The 22,281-nt window shown below is 45.1% G+C and carries 17 protein-coding genes; 2 read left to right on the top strand and 15 right to left on the bottom strand.

The genetic code is table 11. From position 1 onward, the window contains the following. Positions 1-28: 28 nt before the first annotated feature. The 3 genes from MKX34_RS16405 to MKX34_RS16395 form a co-directional block, all read right to left on the bottom strand. Positions 29-1,045, bottom strand: coding sequence for a cytochrome d ubiquinol oxidase subunit II (locus MKX34_RS16405; RefSeq protein WP_076296626.1), 1,017 nt, complete (start codon positions 1,043-1,045; stop codon positions 29-31). Beyond that, positions 1,042-2,406 (bottom strand): cytochrome ubiquinol oxidase subunit I, encoded by a 1,365-nt coding sequence (locus tag MKX34_RS16400; RefSeq protein WP_076106649.1) that lies wholly within the window; start codon positions 2,404-2,406, stop codon positions 1,042-1,044. The genes MKX34_RS16405 and MKX34_RS16400 overlap by 4 nt, the downstream gene beginning before the upstream one ends. Positions 2,407-2,971: 565 nt before the next feature. After that, positions 2,972-4,819, bottom strand: coding sequence for a hypothetical protein (locus MKX34_RS16395; RefSeq protein ID WP_076296627.1), 1,848 nt, complete (start codon positions 4,817-4,819; stop codon positions 2,972-2,974). Between the two features lie 80 nt (positions 4,820-4,899). On the opposite strand from MKX34_RS16395, the gene MKX34_RS16390 reads away from it, so the two are divergent. Beyond that, on the top strand, positions 4,900-5,535 hold the full coding sequence (locus MKX34_RS16390) for a TetR/AcrR family transcriptional regulator (RefSeq protein ID WP_217904419.1): 636 nt from the start codon (positions 4,900-4,902) through the stop codon (positions 5,533-5,535). A gap of 82 nt (positions 5,536-5,617) precedes the next feature. Here the strand turns inward: MKX34_RS16390 and MKX34_RS16385 are convergent, their stop codons facing one another. The 8 genes from MKX34_RS16385 to nikB all read right to left on the bottom strand — a co-directional run bounded on the left by MKX34_RS16385 (position 5,618) and on the right by nikB (position 13,516). Further along, complete coding sequence (locus MKX34_RS16385) at positions 5,618-6,607, bottom strand: alpha/beta hydrolase (protein WP_076296628.1); 990 nt, start codon at positions 6,605-6,607, stop codon at positions 5,618-5,620. Positions 6,608-6,863: 256 nt separating this feature from the next. After that, positions 6,864-7,613 (bottom strand): class I SAM-dependent methyltransferase, encoded by a 750-nt coding sequence (locus tag MKX34_RS16380; protein WP_076296629.1) that lies wholly within the window; start codon positions 7,611-7,613, stop codon positions 6,864-6,866. Between the two features lie 7 nt (positions 7,614-7,620). Then, positions 7,621-8,376: a class I SAM-dependent methyltransferase gene (locus MKX34_RS16375; RefSeq protein ID WP_256719402.1), complete on the bottom strand. Its 756-nt coding sequence runs from the start codon at positions 8,374-8,376 to the stop codon at positions 7,621-7,623. Next, positions 8,373-10,046 (bottom strand): nickel ABC transporter substrate-binding protein, encoded by a 1,674-nt coding sequence (locus MKX34_RS16370; protein WP_076296630.1) that lies wholly within the window; start codon positions 10,044-10,046, stop codon positions 8,373-8,375. Before MKX34_RS16370 ends, MKX34_RS16375 begins: the two co-directional genes overlap by 4 nt. Before the next feature lie 18 nt (positions 10,047-10,064). Continuing rightward, positions 10,065-10,913 (bottom strand): ATP-binding cassette domain-containing protein, encoded by an 849-nt coding sequence (locus tag MKX34_RS16365; RefSeq protein WP_051490951.1) that lies wholly within the window; start codon positions 10,911-10,913, stop codon positions 10,065-10,067. A 37-nt stretch (positions 10,914-10,950) separates the two neighbouring features. Beyond that, complete coding sequence (locus MKX34_RS16360) at positions 10,951-11,736, bottom strand: ABC transporter ATP-binding protein (protein ID WP_076296631.1); 786 nt, start codon at positions 11,734-11,736, stop codon at positions 10,951-10,953. Beyond that, a complete protein-coding gene (gene nikC / locus MKX34_RS16355) occupies positions 11,733-12,569 on the bottom strand; it encodes a nickel transporter permease (RefSeq protein WP_143763730.1) in 837 nt (278 codons plus the stop codon). Before nikC ends, MKX34_RS16360 begins: the two co-directional genes overlap by 4 nt. Positions 12,570-12,601: 32 nt before the next feature. Beyond that, on the bottom strand, positions 12,602-13,516 hold the full coding sequence (gene nikB, locus MKX34_RS16350) for a nickel ABC transporter permease (RefSeq protein WP_339202822.1): 915 nt from the start codon (positions 13,514-13,516) through the stop codon (positions 12,602-12,604). A 262-nt stretch (positions 13,517-13,778) separates the two neighbouring features. On the opposite strand from nikB, the gene MKX34_RS16345 reads away from it, so the two are divergent. Further along, positions 13,779-14,483 carry a hypothetical protein gene (locus MKX34_RS16345; RefSeq protein ID WP_076223676.1) on the top strand — a complete coding sequence of 235 codons (705 nt, stop codon included), beginning with the start codon at positions 13,779-13,781 and terminating at the stop codon, positions 14,481-14,483. A gap of 136 nt (positions 14,484-14,619) precedes the next feature. On the opposite strand, the gene MKX34_RS16340 is transcribed toward MKX34_RS16345, so the two are convergent. The 4 genes from MKX34_RS16340 to MKX34_RS16325 all read right to left on the bottom strand — a co-directional run bounded on the left by MKX34_RS16340 (position 14,620) and on the right by MKX34_RS16325 (position 22,267). Beyond that, entirely contained in the window at positions 14,620-17,916 is a 3,297-nt protein-coding gene (locus MKX34_RS16340) for a chitinase N-terminal domain-containing protein (RefSeq protein WP_076296633.1), read from the bottom strand. Positions 17,917-18,191: 275 nt separating this feature from the next. Then, positions 18,192-20,111 carry an AraC family transcriptional regulator gene (locus MKX34_RS16335; protein ID WP_076296634.1) on the bottom strand — a complete coding sequence of 640 codons (1,920 nt, stop codon included), beginning with the start codon at positions 20,109-20,111 and terminating at the stop codon, positions 18,192-18,194. A gap of 133 nt (positions 20,112-20,244) precedes the next feature. Then, complete coding sequence (locus MKX34_RS16330) at positions 20,245-21,192, bottom strand: ABC transporter substrate-binding protein (RefSeq protein ID WP_076273199.1); 948 nt, start codon at positions 21,190-21,192, stop codon at positions 20,245-20,247. 25 nt (positions 21,193-21,217) lie between these two features. Beyond that, positions 21,218-22,267: an NAD(P)/FAD-dependent oxidoreductase gene (locus MKX34_RS16325; protein WP_076106628.1), complete on the bottom strand. Its 1,050-nt coding sequence runs from the start codon at positions 22,265-22,267 to the stop codon at positions 21,218-21,220. Between the last annotated feature and the right edge of the window lie 14 nt (positions 22,268-22,281).

Raw genomic sequence — 22,281 nt, 5'->3', positions numbered from 1 at the left:
CAAACATGCCGTAATGGATTAATCAGCTTTATTTTTTCCCTTTTACATAATCCGCATCAAACAGGAAGAGTCTGGAGACCAGAATAAGGGATGGGATCAACAGGCATAGACCGCCGATAAACACAATAACTAACGCTAAGCCCATTGCTGGTGAAGTTGCACTGCTCTGAATCGTGATATACGGATCAAGAATATAAGGGTATTGCCCAATCCCATAAGCGAAAAAGGCACAGAAAAATTGCAACATGACGCATATAAAAGCTAATCCGTAACGGCGTCCGTTATATAACAGCCACATCGCGATCATGAAGAAAGCAACGGAAAGTGCCAGCAACCACCATAAATCCATCATATTTTGAAAATGCCGCTCATTGTGTTGACCCAAATAGATAAATGCTGTAAGTGCGAGGATTATCGTCGGTGTGCTCCAAAACAGGGCGTAGTTGCGCATCAGCTTCAACGCGGAATGATCCTCTGCCCGAGAAGCGTAAAATGTCAGAAATGAGCCGCTAATGAACAAAACGGACACAATTGCCAGTCCAACGATACTCCACGATAACGGATTGGTGAACAGCGCCCAGTAATCCAGAGAAACCGTCTCCCCCTGCTTCACGATAAAACTGCCTTCAGACAAAGTTAGCGCCACTGACAACGATGCTGGAATAAGCAAACCTGTAGCTCCGTACAAAAAAAGATATACTATGTTTTTCTTGGAACCGTAATTTTCAAAAGCATAGAATGAACCGCGAATCGCAAGAAGAATCAATGCAATGCTTCCCGGAACAAGTAGCGCGGAGCCATAATAATAGGCTGTGTCCGGAAAAAAACCGACGATGCCAATGTAGAAAAAGATAAAAAATACATTTGTAATTTCCCAAACGGGTGATAAATAACGCGAAATCAGACGATTAATGAGATGATCCTGCTTCGTTAAACGGGCATAAAAGGCGAAGAAGCCCGCTCCGAAATCAATGGAAGCTATAATTAAATAGCCGTACAAAAACAGCCAGAGCACCGAGATGCCAATCAATTCGTAACTCATCATTCAGTGCCCCCCTTTTCGGTAGAATGATTAGGATGATCCTTCATCCATTTCTCCATCTCAGCTTCTGCCGGATTATTGTTGAACAAGCGTCTTAGCACGATTACACACATACTGCCGAGTACGATGTACAAGAGCAATAAGGCGAAGAATATAATTCTTACATTCGGTGAAGACGTGGCAGCCTCCTCAACACGCATATATCCACGGATAATCCACGGCTGTCTCCCGACTTCTGCATAAAACCAACCCAGCTCAACAGCCAGAAAAGCGAGGGGGGCGCTCAGTGCGATGATGCGAAGCATCCACTTGTTAAGCTCATTACGCTTTTTCCAGAACACAAACAGAAAATATAGGAACGAAATCGCGAGCAGAGTAAATCCGATTCCGACCATTAAATCAAACAGATAATGAACGAGAAGTGGTGGCCATTCTTCCTTGGGGAATTCCTCGAGCCCCGTCACCTCTGCATTAAAGTCTCCAAAGGCCAGGAAGCTGAGCAGCTTCGGAAGATGAAGAGCCCCTAGAACTTCATGCTCTGCATTCAGCCATCCCAATAGAACCAAATCCACCCTGCTACTCGTCTCAAAATGCCACTCTGCCGCTGCAAGCTTCTCTGGTTGATGCTCGGCCAAAAACTTGGCGGACACATCACCGGCTAACGTGTTCAGCAAACCGAATAGTAAAACGACCGCCATCATGAGATTTAAAGATTTTTTGTGGTATGCGGACACACCTTTTCTCAGCATCGCGAAGGCTGCAATCCCGGCTAACAAGGCAGCTCCTGTTAAATAGGCCGAGCTTAATACATGGAACACTTTGGAGAACGTCGCCGTATTCAGCATCGCTTGCACCGGGTTAATCGCTGTGAATTGGCCTGCTTCCATGACAAAGCCTTCAGGCTGGTTCATGAATCCGTTCACCGTCGTAATAAAAACGGCAGACATGCCTGCCCCGGCGACAATCGGTATCGTCAGCAGCCAATGGGTATATGGATTTTTGAACCGATCCCACGTATACAAATAAATGCCCAGGAAGATAGCCTCGAAAAAGAACGCGAACACCTCCATGAATAACGGAAGTGCAATGACATTCCCAGCCAGTTTCATAAAATTCGGCCATACCAGGGCCAGCTGTAGTGAAATCGCTGTACCGGTCACAACACCAACCGCCACAGAAATGACAAATCCTCGAGACCACCTCTTTGCCATAAGTGTATAATGGGGGTCTTTCTTCCGGATCCCGATGAACTCTGCTATAGCGATCATTAGCGGTATACCGACGCCAATCGTCGCAAAAATAACGTGGAACCCGAGAGTCAAGCCTGTCACTAGCCTGCTCCATAGCACCGTATCAATTGCCATTCTTTACTGCTCCCTTCAAAACTCTGTTCATTTTTCGTCTTAAGTTGATACTTATGATTAGGCCCGCTAACTGTAGGCTGCATTCAATATCAGGTTTAGCAAGGCTCAGCGACATCGTTTCCTGTTCGTTTTAGTATGACATTCCTCGTTCTTTGCTATGTAAAAAGAGAAATATTTCACAAAGCAAGAGTTGGCGAACCTGATTTACCTGTTACTGAGCAGTCAAATTAATAACGTGGCCTAATAATTAAAGCTATCTTATCTTAAATTTTAAGTATTTCAATCATCGACATCTCTTAATCCCTAAACGTTCAAGAAAGGGACAAATCTTTCTAACAACTCAGTGAATAACACAAAAAGCACCCGAAGGAGCTATTGATTGATTAGCGTATATGTGATGTCACAAGTTTCCTCCTACTTCGATGCTAACAAAAAAACGAAATTTTCTCATTTTAAGCCGTAATATACCCCCTTTTTGCAACAAAAAAACACTGACTTAAATCATCAGTGTTTTTGAATTCAAGCTAATTTCATCTTCGTCATGACAAATCTTGAACTGCCACCATCATTTAGTACGACCGTAGAAAAAAGAATACCCATCTGACTTCCCGAGTTTAGTCGTCTCCGTTCCGTCCACTAGCTTGACCGCTTTCAGCAACGATACAATTTGCGTATGCATTAGCTTTGCATCAAATTTGTCCATCTCTCTGTTGTCACTATCCACGAGCAGATAGTCGGGCATTGGAATGAATCCAATCACCGGTATCCCTGCTTCAAATAAGGGCTGACTCTCTCCAAACTCAAACTTGTTATGTCCACGCAATAATACAGTACGTGTGTTATCTGTCTTTTCAATAGCCTTCAGCCAAATGGCTGCCATCATTTCATTGCCTGCATACGTATATTCTGTACTTATTTGTCCAGTTGGACCATAATGACCCGTATCATCGTCCTTCCACTCCATGCTGCCTAAATGCTCAACCGTAATTCCAGCTACAGCTTTTAAATGACCATTCTTGCCATCCCACAGCTCTCGATGCCCCTCCATCCAGGTGGAAGTTGCCTGAGAGGACCCTTTGAACTCCGGTAATCTAAAATGTCCTGTCACAAAAGCGAAAATCATCGTACGTTCCGGCTGCTCCTGCTGTAAGTAACGAATCATAGACAGCATGCCCACAGCGCCATTCTCCTCCACTACATTTATCCCATCCGTATGGGTATTTACGATAATCGCTTCGTCTTTATTCTTACCGTCAATTTTCACATAAAAGGATTCTGTTGGGGCATCTTTTTGAATTTCCGCTTCTAAAATAACCGTACCTTCTTTATGCTCCTGAGCTGCGCTGATCACCTTTTTCCCTTCCGTTTCATTAACCCAGATTGCAGGGATTCCTGCATAATCGGTGGTAAAAGGCACATATTGCTCTTCAACCTTATCGTCAGATACCCCTTTCCAGACTAAAACAACAGCTTTTACGCCCATTTCCGTCGCTTGCTCCAATTTAGCTTCTTTTAAAGCTGTAGTGAGGACCAGATCGCCTTCATTTGGGGCAATTTGGTTGTCCATTGGAGATGAAGCCCGCATATTCATAACGATCCCACTTGGAAAATTTCTAAAATTCTCAATTTCAATGACAGCAATTTTTCCACTGGCCTGGCCATATTCACCACGCTTCGTATACACCAGCTCCCCTGTCACACCTTTTTCGTCAGTTTCCCCGGAATAGGGAAAAGCTGAAGAGACATGAATTGCCTGCTGATCAATCATTAAAGCACTGTTCTTTTCTTCCCATCGGTCAAAAGTATAGCGATCACGATATACTTGCAGCCCCATATCCGTTACCTGCTGCTCCAGCCAAGCAATAAACTGATTGTGACCCTCAGAGCCGGTTGTACGGCTTCCAAAAGAATTCATTACTTCAATATCTTTCAGCATCATTGCTGCAGAATCCAATTTACGTTCATCGATCGTCATAGCCGCATCAGCTGATAATGCCACAGGTGTTGTAATAGGTTTTGCATAGATTCCAATCCCCCAAAGTGCAGTAACGATAAGTGCAGTAATGCTGAATAACACTTTACGAACGGCTAGAAACGGAGTGACTCTTCTGCTCCCCGATTGCCCAAAGAGTCCTCTACATATGCCCGCTACGATCAGCAGCAGGATAGAAAGCGCAAGCAGCCAAAATTCTCTTGTTAGTAAGAATAGCCCTTCTGCCACCATCACACTAATAAAAACCACATGTACCTTCTCACGTTTCTTTAAAAGTAAAAAAGAGATGCCTAATTCTGCTAAAAAAAAGATAATGGTCACGATCGAGATTACCGTTTCTTTGCCAATGAATACCGTAGCACAGAGTGCTAGGATCAAATGCAGGACCGCTGACAATCGTCTATATAAGATTTCTAACATGACGCCCTCCCATTTTAACTAACGATTATTTTGACATTACATTTGTAATGCCTTATGGTTTTAGCATATTGAAAAGACTCATGAAAAACAATGAAACGAACATCAGAATGTACAAACGGAGGGGAAATGTCATCTCAAATCATGAATTATACAGTCCAAATACCTCTCAGCATCGTTCCAATAAAGAAACTAACCGTTTGACAAGAGAAGCCATCTGCACGGCATTAGTCTTCTTGATCCAGGAACAGTCTTTTAGTAAAATCACCATCACCGATATTGTAAAACGCGCAGGGGTTTCTCGAACGGCCTATTACAACAACTATTCCTCCAAGCAAGAGATCCTGGTGGATTTGGTCGATTCGCTTATTTTCGAAATTAATCAAAAACTCTTACCTTACACCAATGAATTAACAGGCAAAGCTAAAGAACCTCAAAAATTTATCAAAGTGCTTTTTGAAGTTATTTTTCAGCAGCGGAACATCTACAAAGCACTTCAAAGTGCAAAATTTGATCATGTAATTCTGGATTGCTTGAATGAAATGATGCTTTCTACTGCTCATGACAAAAGCGACGAGAATGTGTACCGAATATACTTTAAAGCGGGAGCCCTCTATAATGTTCTCCTTAAATGGATACAATCAGACTTTGCAAAATCCATTGACGAAATGACCAAAATTTGTCTTGAGGTATACCAGACTCCAATGTCCCAGGAATAAGGTTTAAAAATCGTGTTTATAAATGAAAAAACAAAGAAACCACGGAACCAAGTTCGGCTCCGCAGTTTAATTATCAACCCTACTATTGAATTTGAATTTGTTTCATGTACTCTTTGAATGCCTCAGCGATTTCTTTATATTTTGTATGATGCAGATAATGTGAACCTTCCATTGGGATCATTTTGCCCTGTGCGGATTGTTTGACTTGCTCCTCATGCAGCGGAATCCACTGTTTATTGTGCTCGTTATTCGATTGAACGAAGAGAAGCAACGGCAAGTCATTTGGCATTGTGATTTTTTCTCCATTTTTGAAATTGGAACCGAGGTGGCTCAGTTCATTCATCAACGTTGGATTGGTCGCGACTTGATTCGAAATCAAACGCATTTGTTCTTTGGTATGCTCATCGAATGCAAGCGATTCATACGGATCTCCGCTCACTTTTTGGACCAATCTCATTAGACCTGATTTTTGAAGAAACTGCATGGATTTCAAAGGTAGTTTGACATCCATTCCGGGTTGATTGGGAACGCTGCTATCGATGCCGACAAAAGCAAGAACTTCATCCGGATATGTGTTCACATAGGTCGCTCCGTAAAGTCCCGCGATGGAATGTCCCATTAGAATGTAACGGTCTACACCCATTTGCTGCAAAGCTTCGTGAACCTCACTTACTATATTTTCCGTAGTTCTTTCCTTCTCGGTTTCATCGCTCAAACCATAACCGAAAGGCTCGACCACTACGACTTTATAATTAGGGGTAATTTCATCGATCAGTAATTTGAAATCAAGAGCAGGCGTCGGGGTTCCTTGTCCCGGTAGGAGTACAACGGTTTGTTCTCCGCTGCCTTGAATAAGCACATTCATCTTTTTCCCATCCACATTGACATACTGGCCATACGATTCGATTTTCTTTTTCTCTACCCCGTCGCTGATTGCATCAACGATAAAAACGATGCCCATGAACAACACGAGCGCCCCTACAATACCTCCGATTATTTTTAACCATAGGTTCCGTTTCTTGTGGCTCTTAGTCCCAGTTGTTTTTATTTCCACCTTATTTGCCACGTTCATCTCTTCCCTTCCTTGTCCCTGTATCTGAAGTGCCGCCTTGACGACATATTCAAAGTGTAATCAATCAAGATGTACTCTTCGTGACGACAATATGAACGGAATATGAACAAGCCAAATAAGAAGTTTTAGATCAACATCAAATCGGAAATGAAATAATGTTCTTGTCCTTTACTCAAAAAGCAGCGCCTCTCATTTAGAGGATCGCTGCTTTTTATTGTTTACTTCATTTAATTATGTGTAGGTTCTCACTATTATATTATTTTTCAGCACAAATCATGAACATCGGTGTTGACCGGTTTAAGACTTGCTGTTTCTCATCCAGTACTTTGGCGTTCAAATTCTCTTCAGCAAAAATAGTGGTGAATCCTTCTTCCTTGAGAGTCCGTATATCCCATTCGGGACGCCACTCTCTGGTCAGTGGCAATACAAGACTCAGACGGTCTGTCTCCTCTATGTCCTTATGATGCGGGAGCTCACCAAAGCCCTTATCTACATAGACTTTCTGATCCTCTACTCGCTTTTGCTGCATCTCTTCGTCCCAGAGATGGCGATTCCAGTTGGCATCAAAAACCAGTAGCCGTCCCCCAGGCTTAAGTACTCTTTTCCACTCTTTGTAAGCTGACTGCGGATCGGTAAGGCTCCAGGTAACATTGCGGCACACGATCAGATCGAAACTCTCCGCAACAAAGTCAAGCTTGTGCGAATCCATCTTGCGGAAGGTAACGGTGACACCCTCCCGACTGGAGTGGGAACGTGCTTCTTCCAGCATATTGTCGGTACAATCGATCGCAGTAACCAGATACCCGGCACTTGAGAGAATCACAGAGAAGAAGCCAGGCCCGCAGCCAATATCTAGAACCTGCAATCTTTCCTTCTGTGGTGCGTTAGCGAGGATAAGCTTCAGCCAGGCCTCCCGCTGGAATCCGTTCAGTTCCTTCTGAATGCCTTCGCTGTACAGCTCGGCTTCGCCTTCCCAATACATTTCCACCTCTTGTTGTATACCCATTTATCATTCACTCCTTCTTGGCAAGTATCATGAACCGGTTTACATTCTGGTAACCGTATTTCATATAATCTAGCGGCATCGCACGGGCAGGGATAAAGTTTCGGTGAACATCTATGCTGCGGAACCCGGCCTGTTTCAGCGCTTTCTCGTCAGCTTCAGGCCGTTGTACATTAACAAATGGCAACTCGCTTAGCAGGTTTTTATCTTGACTGCTTCGCTGGCGGATTCTTTGTTCTGTGAGCAGAATCAGCGTCCAGGACAAAGCATACCAAAGTTTACGGAATACAGTCTTGCTCTCTTTATACAAATAGTTGCCGTCAAAAATAATCAGAGTCCCGCCCGGTTTTAGAATCCGGTACCATTCAGCATAAGCCCTCTGTGGATCAGGAAGCGTCCATACTACATCCCTGCAGACCACTGCATCAAAGCTATTCTCTAGCTCCATATGCAAGTCGGCAGCATCAGCGACATAAGCTGGAACTTTGTATCCATAACTCTCAAAATTTCGTGAAGCTCTATCTATCATTCCCTGAGAGGCATCCACCGCTGTAGGCAGATGACCCATCTGTGATAAGAGTATGGAGAAAAAGCCAGGTCCTGTTCCCACATCCAGCACCTTTTGCTGGGGAGTTGTTCCCAACCCTTTAATAAGCAGTTGTTTCCAGAGGTTTATAGTTTTTTTACTGCGGAATTGAGTCTGTATGACTTTGTCATAACTCTCCGAGCTTGATGTCCAGTATTTCGAAATCTCTTTTAACATCATTTTTCTCCTATGTCGAGTAGATTCCAGAAGACCGGCATAAAGGTGGAGTACCCCGGTTTAAATCCAGTCACTCTATTATTAACTGCCAAGATATCGTCAGGGAAATAAATAGCTGCAAACATAGCCTCCTGATACAATTTGGAAAAAATGGAGTCATATGCGGTCTGACGTTCCTGAATATCGGTTGTTCCTACTGCTGTGTCAATTTGAGATTCTAGTGCAGGATCAGACCATACCACAGCAGATGCATCAGCTGTTTTATGAAATAAGGAGAGCAAGAATGCATGCGGATTATAGGCATCGTCATAAGTCCGGTACATAATTAGATCATAGGCTTTGCTTGTCCATAAGGCATCGTAATAGGCATTCGGCTCAAGAACCTGAAGATTCACTCTAATGCCAATCTCCTTTAACTCAGACTGAACCAGTTCACTGATGGACTTCCATTCGGGATACTCAGCCTGCTGCAGCACGAAATTAAGCTCAAGCTGCGCTCCGTCCTTCTGTACCATTCCATCTCCGTCCGAATCCGTGTAACCGGCAGCTGCTAGCAACTGCTTCGCTTCCAGCGGATCGAAGCCGTACCAAGTATTATTGGACTCCGTCACATAAGGAACTGTCAGCGGGAACAGACCTTGAGCTTCACTGCCGATACCGTCCATAATATCTTCGACAATGCTTTTTTTGTTAATTGCCAAATTGATAGCTTTGCGCACATTCAGATCTTGAAGTGCAGGCGTTTTGTAGTTAAAGATCATGAAATGAGAGTTTGTTCCTTGTGCTTTTTGCAAGGTCTGTGAAGAATCCGCTTCAATCACTGGCACGCTTTCGACTGGAATCTTTCCCATTTGTCCCCCGGCAATGTCAACATCTCCCGCTTGCAGCGCTAGTACTCTGGACTGTGGATCAGGGATTACCTTTAAAATAATTTTCGACAGCTTCGGCATTTCTCCCCAATAATTCGGATTTCTGACGAGTACGGCTTCCTGATCTGTTTTGTAGCTCTCAGCCATCCATGCGCCAGTTCCAATCGCTTTGATGAATTTACCCGTAATATCTCCTGCGGGTTCCACAGCGGAAGGGCTGATAATTCGGACCGGTCTTGCAAAGGATAACTCGGTTAAGAAGGGATAATACGCTTTGTTGAATGTCATTGTAATCGTATGTTCGTCCACAACAACAAGGGATTGCATCGCAGTCGCCACATTTAACGAATTGGCTGGATCCTTAATCCAGCGTTCGAAGGAGAATTTAACCGCATCGGCATTAAACTCCGTACCGTCAGAGAATTTGACGTCATGGCGAAGATGGAACGTATATACTTTCCCATCTTCTGAAATATCCCAAGACTCCGCAAGCGACGGCAGTATTTCGCCTTTTTCACTATACTCCACTAATCCCTCATATATCATCGCGTGCACATTCATCGAACCATCATAGGCACCGGCATCCAATCGGTCTATACCGGCATCGGACGATATAGCAACAGTGACTGTCTTGTCCTGAGCTTCAGATCCTTGTGCAGCTTCATTATTGGCGGTATTATTGGCTCTAGCCGTAGAATTGCTGTTATTACTGTTACCGCAACCTGATATCACCATAACTACCACAAGAAGCATAAAGAATAACGATTTTGATAATAGGCTTTTTGTCTTAAGGTTCGTTCTCATTCTTGGTACATCCTTTCTCTACTTAACATCATAGGAATGGCTGGGTTGCCACTCTGTGCCCAGTCTCTTCTTCCTTAAGCGGGGGTCCTGCACGGGTACCGAAGAGAGTAATGTTCTTGTATAAGGGTGGTCTGCTTGCTGCAACATAGTTGCACCTGATTGCTTCTCTACTATTTCCCCTTGACACATCACTGCCACACTGTCGCAAAAACGATTTACAACTGACAAGTCATGTGTAATGAATACATAGGATAATCCCAGCTCATGCTTCAACTCCTGCAGCAGATCCATCATTTGCTTTCGCAGGGTGACATCGAGACTCGAGAAAGGTTCATCACAGATAATCAGCTCCGGCCGCAAGGTGATCGCTCGTGCAATTCCGACCCTTTGCTGCTGTCCACCGCTGAGTTCATGCGGATAGCGGTGAATATGCTGCCGTTCAAGTCCGACAAGCTCAAGTGTGTCTGCTACCGTAACCCTGCGGGCTCCAGCCTTCCTCTCTCCATAGTTTCGAAGAGGCTCCCCGATAATCTGCTCTACCGTAAACAACGGATTAAATGAAGCCAGACTGTTCTGAAACACCATCTGCATCTTCCTGCGGATCATGCGCATTTCGCTGAAGCTCCAGTCCGTATAATCCTCGTTCCGGTACATAACTCTTCCGGAGGATGGTTTCTCCAGTCCCAGAAGAAGTCTGGCCAAAGTGCTCTTACCACAGCCACTTTCCCCCACTAATCCAAGGGTTTCGCCGCTCTCCAGACTGAGAGACAGGTTGTTGACGGCATGAACACTTCTGGCATTACGTGTGAACCACCCCCTTTCCATCCCATATTTCTTGTTCAGGCTTACCGCTTCCAATAACTTCAAGATCACCACGTCCCTGAAAAATGTAATATTACCGTTGTTATCTGCACTCCATTAAGTATTGAGTATAGGGATGCACGGGATTAGAAAAGAGTTCAAACACATTGCCTGATTCCACGATCTTCCCGGACTTCATCACATATACATAATCTGCAAGCTCCGCAACAACGCCTAGATCATGGGTAATTAATAGGATGCCGACATTGTTCGTCCATCTGATTCGGTCCAGCTCTTTAAGAATCTGGGCTTGAATGGTTACATCCAATGCCGTTGTAGGCTCATCTGCAATTAATAATTTTGCACCGGATACCAGTGCGATGGCAATCATTACTCTTTGACACATACCACCGCTAATTTGAAAAGGATATTTATTGAAAAGCAATTCAGGATCGCTGAGCCCTGCTTGCTCCATCTGCTTCATGGCAAGTAATCTTGCTTCTTTTCCCGACACCCGCTTATGCAGTTTAATCGTCTCCGTGATCTGCCTGCCAATAGTAAGTACCGGATTCAGCGCGTTCATAGGATCTTGAAAGATTACGGCCATTTCTGTTCCCCGAAGTTTCCGTAACTGACGGCTGGAGCACTCACGAAGATTGTTACCCTTAAGCCAGATTTCTCCACGCTCAACTAAGCCTGGAGAATCTAATAATCCTAATATGGACATTGCCGTAACACTTTTACCGCTGCCGCTCTCGCCTACAAGTGCGACAATCTGCCGGGATTTCACCTCGATACTGACATCATCAACTGCCGTAACTTTATAACTGCCTGTGTGAAAGCTGGTGCGTAAATGATTGACCTTCAGCAGTGGAGACTCTACCATCATGTTCTGGCCCCCCACTTCACTGCAGAATCGAAAACACGCTCTGGTTGTCGCAAGCCTTCTCCCAACAGATTAAAGCCCAGAACCGCCAGCATGATCATCATTCCCGGAAATAGCATCAACCGTGGCTCCGTTTGAATATAGGCACGGCTGTCGTTCAGCATTACTCCCCATTCCGGTGTAGGCGGCTGAGCTCCCAAACCCAGAAAGGACAAACCCGCAATGGAGAGCATAATCGTACCCACTTCCATAGATGCAAGAACCAGAATAGGCCGGGCTGCGTTCAGCAGAATATGCCTGGAAATAATTTGTAAATGAGAAGTGCCTGACGCTTTGGCCGCTGTAATATATTCACTTTCCTTGATTTGAAGGACCATGCTGCGTATCACTCTGGCATATCCCGTCCACCAGACAGCAGCAAATGCGATTAGCAAATTCTTCATACTGGGACCTAGCATGGCTGTAATCGCAAGGGATAGGATTAAGCTGGGAAAGGCTAGCAATATATCTATGATCCGCATAATCAAATGATCGATCTTGCCGCCAGCGTAACCCGCCAGTAAACCAACAGGGATGCTAATCGCAAAAACAACGATCAACACCATAAACGAATAATTCAGGGTGGTTCGGGTCCCATAGATTAATCGGGATAAGACACAGCGTCCCAGATGATCCGTACCAAGCGGGTATTGCCAGGAAGGCATAGCCAGTTTGTGTTCCATGTGAATCTGCAGCGGATCGGAAGGTGAAAGCCATGGGGCAAAGAGTCCAACGCATATGAACAAAAGTACTATGCCCGCTCCTAACCTTGATCCCTTATTCTTAAATAAGCTAATACGAAATATGACAATCCGCTCCTTCTAAATCGTCACCGCAGCCTGATTCGCGGATCCAGCAGCAGATGTAATAAATCCACTGTCAAGTTAATCAGGACAACGACAACAGCCATCCATAATACGTAACCCTGAATGACAATATAGTCTTTCGCAAAAATCGCCTCAATGGCATACTTACCGATTCCCGGCCAAGAAAATATAGTTTCAACAATAACGGAACCGCCCAATAGCCCCGCTATGTTAACTCCAAGGAGGGTAAGACTCGGAAGAAGCGCATTACGAAGTGCATGCCGAATGATTATTCTCCATTCCTGCAGCCCCTTAGCTCTAGCTGCTGTGATGTACCGCTTGCCCAAAACGTCTAGAAGACTGGAACGAATCAAGCGGATGTAGACTCCTGCCATTCCAAATCCTAGTGTGAGGGCAGGTAGAATGACACTGGATACCCCATCCATTCCCATCACAGGAAATAGCTTAAACTTCACTGCACCATAATAAATTAGGAGCAGACTTAGCCAGTATCCCGGCATTGAAACACTGAGCAGTGCACATACTCTTCCCAGTCGATCAAGCAATTTACCCGGATATAGTGCAGATCCCACTCCTATAGGCAAGGCAATAAGAATAGCGGACAATACGGAACAGGCACTGAGCAGTATAGTTGCCGGAAAGCGACTCATTAGCTCTGTGAATACTGGACGACCGCTGCTGTAAGATAGGCCTAAATCGAGATGGGACACCCGGTTCAACCAATGAAAATATTGCTTATGTACAGGACCATCCAGACCAAGTGCATGTCTGGTCACCTCAATAGCTTCCTGCGTGGGTTTAATGCCGTCAGTACGCAGCATGATCTCCGCTGGATCACCTGGCGTTAAGTGCATCAGCGCAAAGGTAATGCAAGAGATACCGAGCAGCGCGGGGATGAGCTGCAATAAGCGTTGCAACAAGTATCGATTGATGGCATTCAACTCCAAGATCTTAATCGTAATAATTACGATTATAGCATAATCTTTTTAAATTAATAGTCTTAATTTGATTTATTTCATGTAGGACATAAAAAAATCAACCCATATTAAATGAGTTGATCTTTAAACATTTGGCCTCTGCACAGTCGCAACTTTTTTTGCAATAATATTGTCAAATCCTTAATAATCATGTCATTATAAGTAGGTTCATATTAAAAATAACAATAAAGGAAGTGTGTATTTGAATCGGTTCAATTTAGTCCTCATCTATGTTTTATCCATCATGATAGCTTTTCTTTTAGGAATTTACGTGGCCCCTAGCGTTGAAACACGCTTGAATGGGCAGAATGTGGCAAGTAATCCCGTTATCGAAGAAATACCACCTAGTACCGCAGATAAAGCTGCTATTGCTGCTGAATCCAACACTACTGGGTCCAATTCTATTGAATCAGATCCTACTGAATCAGATCCTACTGAATCTTCACCTTCCCCGGAAGCCGTTGTCTTGGAAGATATGCCTTCGGACGATGATACCGGACCCGCCGGTGATGAAGCTGAAGATCTGCCAGCAGCAGATACCCCATCCGGGCAAGGGATTGGTGCGCCATTAGAATTCAAGTATAGTACGAACTCTGCCGATGCTGTTAAGCTGACCTGGGAAGCTGACAACTTAACCGGTAAAAGGATCAATTATTACACAGCCCACATCAGCACGTTTAATCCAGTAGGCGATCCTTCCAATGATCAGCTGAACGGCAAGAGCAGCTTTTCGCTTAAATATGTGGGGCCGGTTGAGCCCAATGATACTTTATTTATTTTCAGTGATTTTACATATCAGAATACAATACATACGATTATTATTGACCAGCTCACACTTCAATATGATGATGGTACTATCGAGACCTTCGACTATGGTTACGAAACTACCGATGATAGCGGTCTATAATCCATATGATTTGCAGCCCTGGTGCGAACCAGAGCTTTTTGCGAGGCACAATGAACTAATGGTAATGTAAAAAACGAAGAGCGGCCTGGAATCCGGCGCTCTTCGTTTTTTACTGTTATTGTTACTGCCATTCAGTTTAGCGGATGACCGTTACCTTGATCGTATCACTGGCAGTTACTCCCGCCGCGTTGACCAGCTCCGCCCGATATTCGTACACACCGGCAGTGCGTCCGCTGATGGTGGTTGCTGCACTTTGCGCCGAAGGTGTATGGGCATTCAGCGGCTGTGAGTCGATGAGCTCCCCGTTCTCATATAGGCGGTACTCTGTAGCGTTAGTTCCCCACCAAAGATTCATCGACACCTTATAGGTGCCATCTCCGTCCCAGTTATCTTCGGACAGAATCGGCTTGCCCGGCGCAGAGTCACTTATGGTGACCGTAAGCGAATCGATCTTGGTCGTGCCATATTTGTTGGTTAACTCTGCAGTGTATACATAAGTGCCGTTCACCTTGCCATGAAGCTCTGTGCTTGCCGTCTGGGCAGCCGGCGATACATCCTTCAGTGTCTTAGAATCAATCAGTGTGCCGTTCTCATAGAGTTTGTAGCTCGTGCCGTTATTACCCCACCATAGGTTCATGGTGACCGTATAGTTACCATCACTAAGTCCATTAGCATAGCTGCTGTTGGAGGAAAGATCAGCCTGTCCTGGCTTACCAGTCGCAATCACCTGGCCGCCAATAACCTGGAAAGTATAGCTCTTTTCAGTCGTATTGCTGGCCGCATCCTGCACGGTGTATTTCACGGTGTGGGAGCCGGCGCCTAAATCGGCGGCGCTCAGGGTCTGGCCCTCGGCAATCGTTTTCCCATCTAATAGAAGCTGTTTCGAGGTGACACCTGACAATACATCGTCAGCAGTCAATTCAAAGTAAAGCTGCGCTCCTTCTTCTACATCTCTCACCTCATGGCCGGATTCCTTCAGTTCGGCAACCGGTGGAGCCGTATCAATATTGAGGTTCAACGTCTTGGGATCTTCCGATTTGCCTTTTCCCGGCACAGCATGGTATGTCAATGTATGCCGCCCGTCTTCCTTCAGGTCCACAGGTGTACTGTACTCAGCTTCCTTGTTGCCGTTAAGCGAGTAATAAACATTAGCTGTATCTGTATTCGCCTTCAGGGTAACGGTGACCGGCTGGTTAAACCAGCCGGAAGCATTAGGCTCGGCAGACAGCGTCGCCGTTGTCACCGGAGCCCCCTCTTCTTCTGCTGCGGCGAAGTCATCGAGGCTTCTCGGCTTGAGCTGGTAGATGCCTTTAAAAATTGCGGCAACACCTGTGATATTAAGTTTTTGTCCCTCAGTATAAGGGAAGATATCCTTAGTAATGCCTGTCCGGGCATCCACGCGCACATGATTGCTTGTCCCGTCGGCGTTGACTGCGTCGAATTCAAAGGAGCCGCTTGGCGTAGCGTTGATAATGTTCACCACTGTCACACCGTTCAGTTGAACCAATTGGCCTTGGTTGGCATCATTCACCATGTTCGCCGCAATCGGCTGCGGCAGTGCCGCCGTGCCCGTCTTCGCAATTTGTACTGCTTCGGTCAGCTCCAGCTCTGTGTTGTACAGTGCGGTGGACGCTGTTACCTTGACCTTATCGCCCACGTGGAAGCCGCTCTGACTCTGGAAGACATAAACCCCACCGGTTCCATCTTGGAGATAGAAGGACTGTCCGCCAAAGATACCCGGCTCGGTCGTCACGGTCCCCTCCACCGTTACCAGTGATCCGGCTGCCTTAGCCCGGGAATCGCCGATAGAGATTGTAGCCGGAATGGGATCTTCCTCAGCCGGAAGCGGTTCAGCAGGAACATTGCCCAGCGTCACCGATTCAGTCTTGAGGTTTGTACTGTTCTGACGGAGGCGCAGATTGGATGCAGCTGTGGTGCCCGGCTTGATCTGGATCGTCAGGTCCTTGTAGGCATGACCGTTCTGATCAGCCGTCAGATTGAATGAGGAGCTATAGCCGTAGCTACTTGGCCAGGTGCCGTCGCTGTTCTGAATCTTGGCGATTTGGGCGCCGCTGCTTACCTGGTAGACACCTACCTGGAAGCCGGAAACGCTTGTGCCTGCTGGAAGATTATCTGCACTCACCCGAATCTGAAAATTCTGTGCATTTGGCAGCACAGCCTGGTGCGTGAAGTTATAAACCGCACTTGCAGTGGCTGCTGGTCCGCCGTAGGAGCCTGCTTTGAAGGTGCTGCGATCATACCATTTGTAGCCAGCATTTGGTTGAGCCCAAGGCTCCGGTTGCGGCTCAGTGGACAGCGCTGGCTCCTCGAATGGCAGCAGTGCTGTCGGCTGATCTAGCATCAGGCCATTCACCTGGGTGAAATCCGTATAACTCTCCTGCTCAGCGAGCCAGTTGACGGTGTTAACCAGCAGTGTGGCATCGTCCACTTCCTTGAAGCCATCGTAAGTTGTTTTCTTGGCGCCGGTATCTTCGCGCAGGTATTTCGGTGTTGCATCCTCTACAGGAGATGAGTCACCGATGAAGGCTGCCTTGCCGGCGCCTTTTTTCGCAACTGCCACATAAGGACCTTCTGCCACACCACCGCCATTATAGACCCCCTGGTCTACGGCATTGGCCCAGGCAGCATTGGTTTGCGGCAGGTAGACGATACCTTTCGCACGGGCTGGGTCTAGAATGGCCAGCGTGGAACCGGCATGCATAGCTACCGCCGATACGCCCGTTGTAATGCCGAAGGCTTGATCGGGAGCCACGATGTTGGTTGCGTTAATGTCGCCAAGCGCATTGTAGCGGAAACGGACACCGAACTCGTCCGCCAGCCAGTCAGAGCTAACCACACCCTGCATGGCTGCAGAAGCGACCTCATCGGCATTCATGCCTTTGGCTGGATTGTCCCACGCTCCACGGCGGTAGCCGTTGAAAGCTTCAGAACCATCCCAGCGGTTTTTGTTGCGGTCGGCGTTATAATGGTCGCCGATGAAGAAAATACTGCCGCCATCCTCCACATATTCCGCCATCGCAAGCTGCTCGCTTGCTTTGTAGGGCACGTTGGATTCGGCGACGATGTAGACATCATAATCGGAAAGATCACTCAAAGTAATTGGAGTCGTCTTGCGGAGTTCTTTGACATAATAGCCTTCCTGGGCAAGGGCATTCCCAAAGTCTGAAAAAGCGCCGTCAATCACCCAATCGGCTGCTCCCGCAGTCTGCTCATGGGTGTTGTCAAACAGGATCTTCTGGCCTGCATGCTCATTGACCACTTTGGCCTCAATGTACGGTGCAGGATCGTTTGGTCCTTCTGCGAATACCGCCGAACCGGCTCCGAACGTGAACAGCTGAAGTGGTACGGCCACCGCCACAGCTAGAGTGCTGTTCATCAGCCTCTTTTTCCAAACTGAATTCTTCTCCTTCATACCCTTCCTCCTCAAGAAATAGTCCGGTGAGTAATTACCATAAATACCCACCTGCTTGACATCTACTATCCTATCTCAAAACAATTAAAAAAAAGATAGATTTATGTAAACTGCTGTAAAAATTATACTTTTGGCCTATAAAACGGGTCGAATATAGAAAGGGTATTATGAAAAAAGTCACAGTTGCTGAGGCTCATGATGAAGGATTGGGCTATCGGGATATTAGTACAAAAAAAAGCGAAACGGATAAATGCTCCGTTTCTCTCTCTCCTAAGTTACTGATAACCAAGTAACAAATTCACAATCGTATCAAGCTGAAGCTCTAATGAAAAAGGGTCCTCCATTACGAATTCATCATGATAATTATCGCCATACAAATAAACTTTGCCATTTTTCACTGCAGGGATGCCTTTCCATATGTTACTTTCCATTGCTTTATTGGTTGCATCCGCATCGCCATTATATACAAAAACATAATCACCTAAGTATTCTGGAAGCACTTCAAGTGAAATGGATTCAAACCCCTCCGCCATATTTTTGGCACTTTCTGTTGGAGGTAGCTTCAGCATATTGTATATAGTGGAAGAACCATAATTTCCTCCCTTTGCCGCTAAGACGTACACGGCCTTTTGTGAAAACTGAACAATCGAAACGGTTTCCCCTTCCTTGATAACCCCGGCAAGTTTCGACTTTGCTTCAGCTACTTTCAGTTCATATTCCGTAATCCATTCTTCTGCTTCTTTTTCTTTTCCGAATATTTTGCTTACACTCCTAAATTTATCAAGCGGCCCTGCTGTTTTTAACCCCTCCCAATAAGGCAGAAAAACAGTGGTCCCAATTTTCTCATATTGTTCTATGTTCTCATCGATCGAACCGATAATTAAGTCCGGATCTAGCATCGTTAATTTTTCCAAATTTAAAGGAAAATCCCCTAAATCCTCAATTTTCTCGATCGTTTCTTTGGGTATGTCCGCTTTTTCCATCCACCCTTCATCCAGCATAAACGTTCTTGCTCCGATGGGTATAATTCCTAATTTCAATAAATGCCCCATATATTGGTCAGCCGCCACTCTTTTCGGCTCTGCTGGTAGTTCCACATCTCCCTTAGGCGTTGATACTATTCGAGTGTTCGTACTTTCTTCTGATGTTGCTTGATTTACGGTTCCATTCCCATTACTTTGTTCCTTCGTAGCAGTACCCGTCCCGCTTGAGCAAGCACCTAATAATAGAGAACTGCAAAGCAGTAAAGCTGCCGTCGTCTGAGATTTTGTCATTTTAAACATAGGTAATTCCCCTTTTTCCGTATTATGATAATGATTATCATTATTAATATACTGTTGAACGATGGGTTCAAAAATAGAGGATGTGGGGAAGTTTAATGGACTTTCAGCAACTTTAGGCCGCTGAAACTCTCTTGTTCTAAAATGTGCAGGGGATACACCTTTTCTTTTCTTGAAAATTCGGCTGAAATAATATACGTCTTTATAACCAACACTTGCTGATATTTCCCCGACCGAAGCATCTGTTGTCATTAAAAGCTCCGTTGCAAGTTCAAGCCGAAACCGAATTAAGTAATCAATCGGACTCATACCTGTGTGCTCTTTAAACAAGGATGACAAATGATAAGCACTGAAATTAAATACTTCCGCAAGCGAATCTAATGTAATTGGCTCCGCATAGTACTCCTGGATATAGGTGATTACCTGGACTGCAACACTTGTTTGTTTCACTTCAGTCTCTTTTCTATGTAATTCTTTTAAAACCTGATGAATGAATTGATAAAAAAGTGATTTTACATTGAGTCTCTCTTCTTGCTCGTTCCATTTTTGATACATCAATTGCATTTTGTTATAAAGTAAAATGGGTGCATCTGGGGAAAAACAATATTGTGTTTGGAACAGATCCTCCTCTTGCATCCATGCACGGTAATAAATGATATAGTAAACAAAATTCTTGCTTGTCGGAACAATATTAAGGGTCGCTCCTTTCCCGCTATGCAGGACTTGAAATCCTGTAAAAGAAAATTCAGACTGATCTAATTGAACTTGAGCGCTCCCTTGTACCGAAAGTAAAAATATACTGGCAGGAATCTTATATTTATGAAGAATTTCGCCCCGAATCCTTTCAATACGGCGCACATCCAATAACTTGACCGTCGCTTGGTCCCAAAGCAATATTTGATTGCTTTTGTGCATAATGACTACCCCTCCGTTATCTGTCTAATACTCATCATAAATGATAACCATTATCAATAACAGTCAAGATATTTAACTTAATAACAAAAATCCGATTGCCCTAAAAGGTGCAATCGGATTTTGTAATATAATTTTATTGTTCAGACGCCAATTGCAGAAAATGATCTGCAGCCAAACGGACAGCCAGGATACTTGCGCTATTGAGTGAGTTATCAAAGATAAGTACATGATTGTTTTTCACTGCTTCCAGTGAGTTCCACACGTTCGAAGTTTCCTTGTCCTTGATGGCTGCCTTTGCGATATCCATATCATGCTGGATAATAATAAAATCTGGATTCATGCTGTATATTCCCTCCAGAGAAAGTGCCCCTCCCTCTTCAGGATATCCCTTTGGTGGCAACAACCCAAAGCCTACAGTTTGATTGTAGTACATCGTGTTTTTAGAGCCTTGAGCATTAAAATTGGCTTTTCCGTCGACCCGTAGTAAAGCAAATGTTTTATTCTCAAGACTACTTAACTGTTCTTTTGTTTTTGCAATCATTTCTTGGGTTTCCTTAATGGCTTGTTCCGCTAATGTCTCTTTACCAACAATCTGAGCACACAGCATCGCCGTTTTTTCCCAGGTATCGGTGTAGTCAATTAAGATGACTGGTGCAATCTTATTCAACTCTTCATAATTGCTATCAACAGAACCCTTGAAGGTTACAATCACATCTGGCTTTGCATCCATGATCATTTCCAGGTTCGCATTGCTGCTGCCCAAATCAATAATTTCAGCAGTTCCAGCATAAGGCTGTAAAGTAGCAAAATCCTTCATCGCTTCCGCTGCATTGGTTGATGCGATTGGAGGAGTATCTAGAGCAAAAAAGTAATCTAAATACAAGGGATGCAAAACCGCTATACGCTCAGGACGTGTCTTAAGCACCACTCCATTGTCGCTGGCATCCGCAATTGTTCTAGGCCATCCCGCTTCATCGATCTTGCCGGCTTCCGGTGTAGGCGTGACTGAAGTTTCGGAACATCCAGCCAGTAATCCTGCAAGTATAATTAAGGATGCAATCCATCCATATAGTCTTTTCATTTGGCTCCCCCTTGAGTTGTTATCATTACTGTCTGTATAAATGCTTCATTAAATCACGGTTTTTCTGCGTGAACAGGTCATTATGTGAAGACACCATCCCGGACGAATTTGCCTCCGGTGTGATGTATTGTTTGGCTTGGTTTACCGCATTGGCAGCATCCTGGAATGCCCCCGCGATCAGGTGCAGTTTCCCATCATGATGTAGAACATCACCTGCCGCATAAATACCCGGCACGGATGTCCCGCTCGTTACTGATCCTGAAATCTGGTGTTCCCACAGATCCATTTTAATTTCACTGTTCACCAGCAGTTCTTTGTCGCGCTCATAACCGTGATTAATGATGACCTCATCGACAGACAGCTCAAATGCCTCTCCGTTGTCATTACTTTTCAGCAGTACAGTCCCTATTCTTTCGTGATCCGGTGTGGCAATCAACTTTTCGATTGAAGTATTTAACAAGCACTCTACGCCATTGTTTGCCAAGCGTGAAATATCGGCTTCATGCCCCTTTAAGTTCTCTTTCCGGTACGTCAGAAACACCTTTTTGGCAATCGGAGCCAGTTCATTCGCCCAGTCAACAGCAGAATGGCCGCCTCCCGATATTAGGATAGTCTTCTCTTTAAATCGGGCAAGTGACTTCACCGTATAATGCAAATTTGTGATTTCGAATCTTTCGGCACCCTCGATTTCGAGCTTGACCGGCTTCAGAATGCCTCCTCCAATGGCCAATATCACAGTTTTAGTGAAATGCTTCCGGTTTGCGGCGGTGTGTAAAATAAAGTAACCTGCTTCATCTTGCGAGATGGATGTGACCTTTTCATTAAAGGCAACCTCCGGTTGGAAAGTCATCCCTTGAGCAACCATTTGTTCTATAAGTTGTGAGCCAAGAATAGGCTGTAAGCCTCCTACGTCCCAGATCATCTTTTCCGGATAGACATGCACCTTACCGCCAAGCACAGGTTGGAATTCTATAATTTTGGTTTTCATTTCACGGAGTCCGCTATAAAATGCAGCAAATAATCCAGCCGGACCGCCGCCAATAATCGTAACATCAAACAATTCCTCTTCATGCATCGTTCAATCGCCTC

Origin of the sequence: Paenibacillus sp. FSL R5-0636 (genome assembly GCF_037974255.1) — a bacterium.
In the GTDB taxonomy this organism is placed as follows: domain Bacteria; phylum Bacillota; class Bacilli; order Paenibacillales; family Paenibacillaceae; genus Paenibacillus_AQ; species Paenibacillus_AQ odorifer.
The sequence above is the reverse complement of the archived record's forward strand: the minus strand, read 5'-3'. Positions and strand labels throughout refer to the sequence as shown.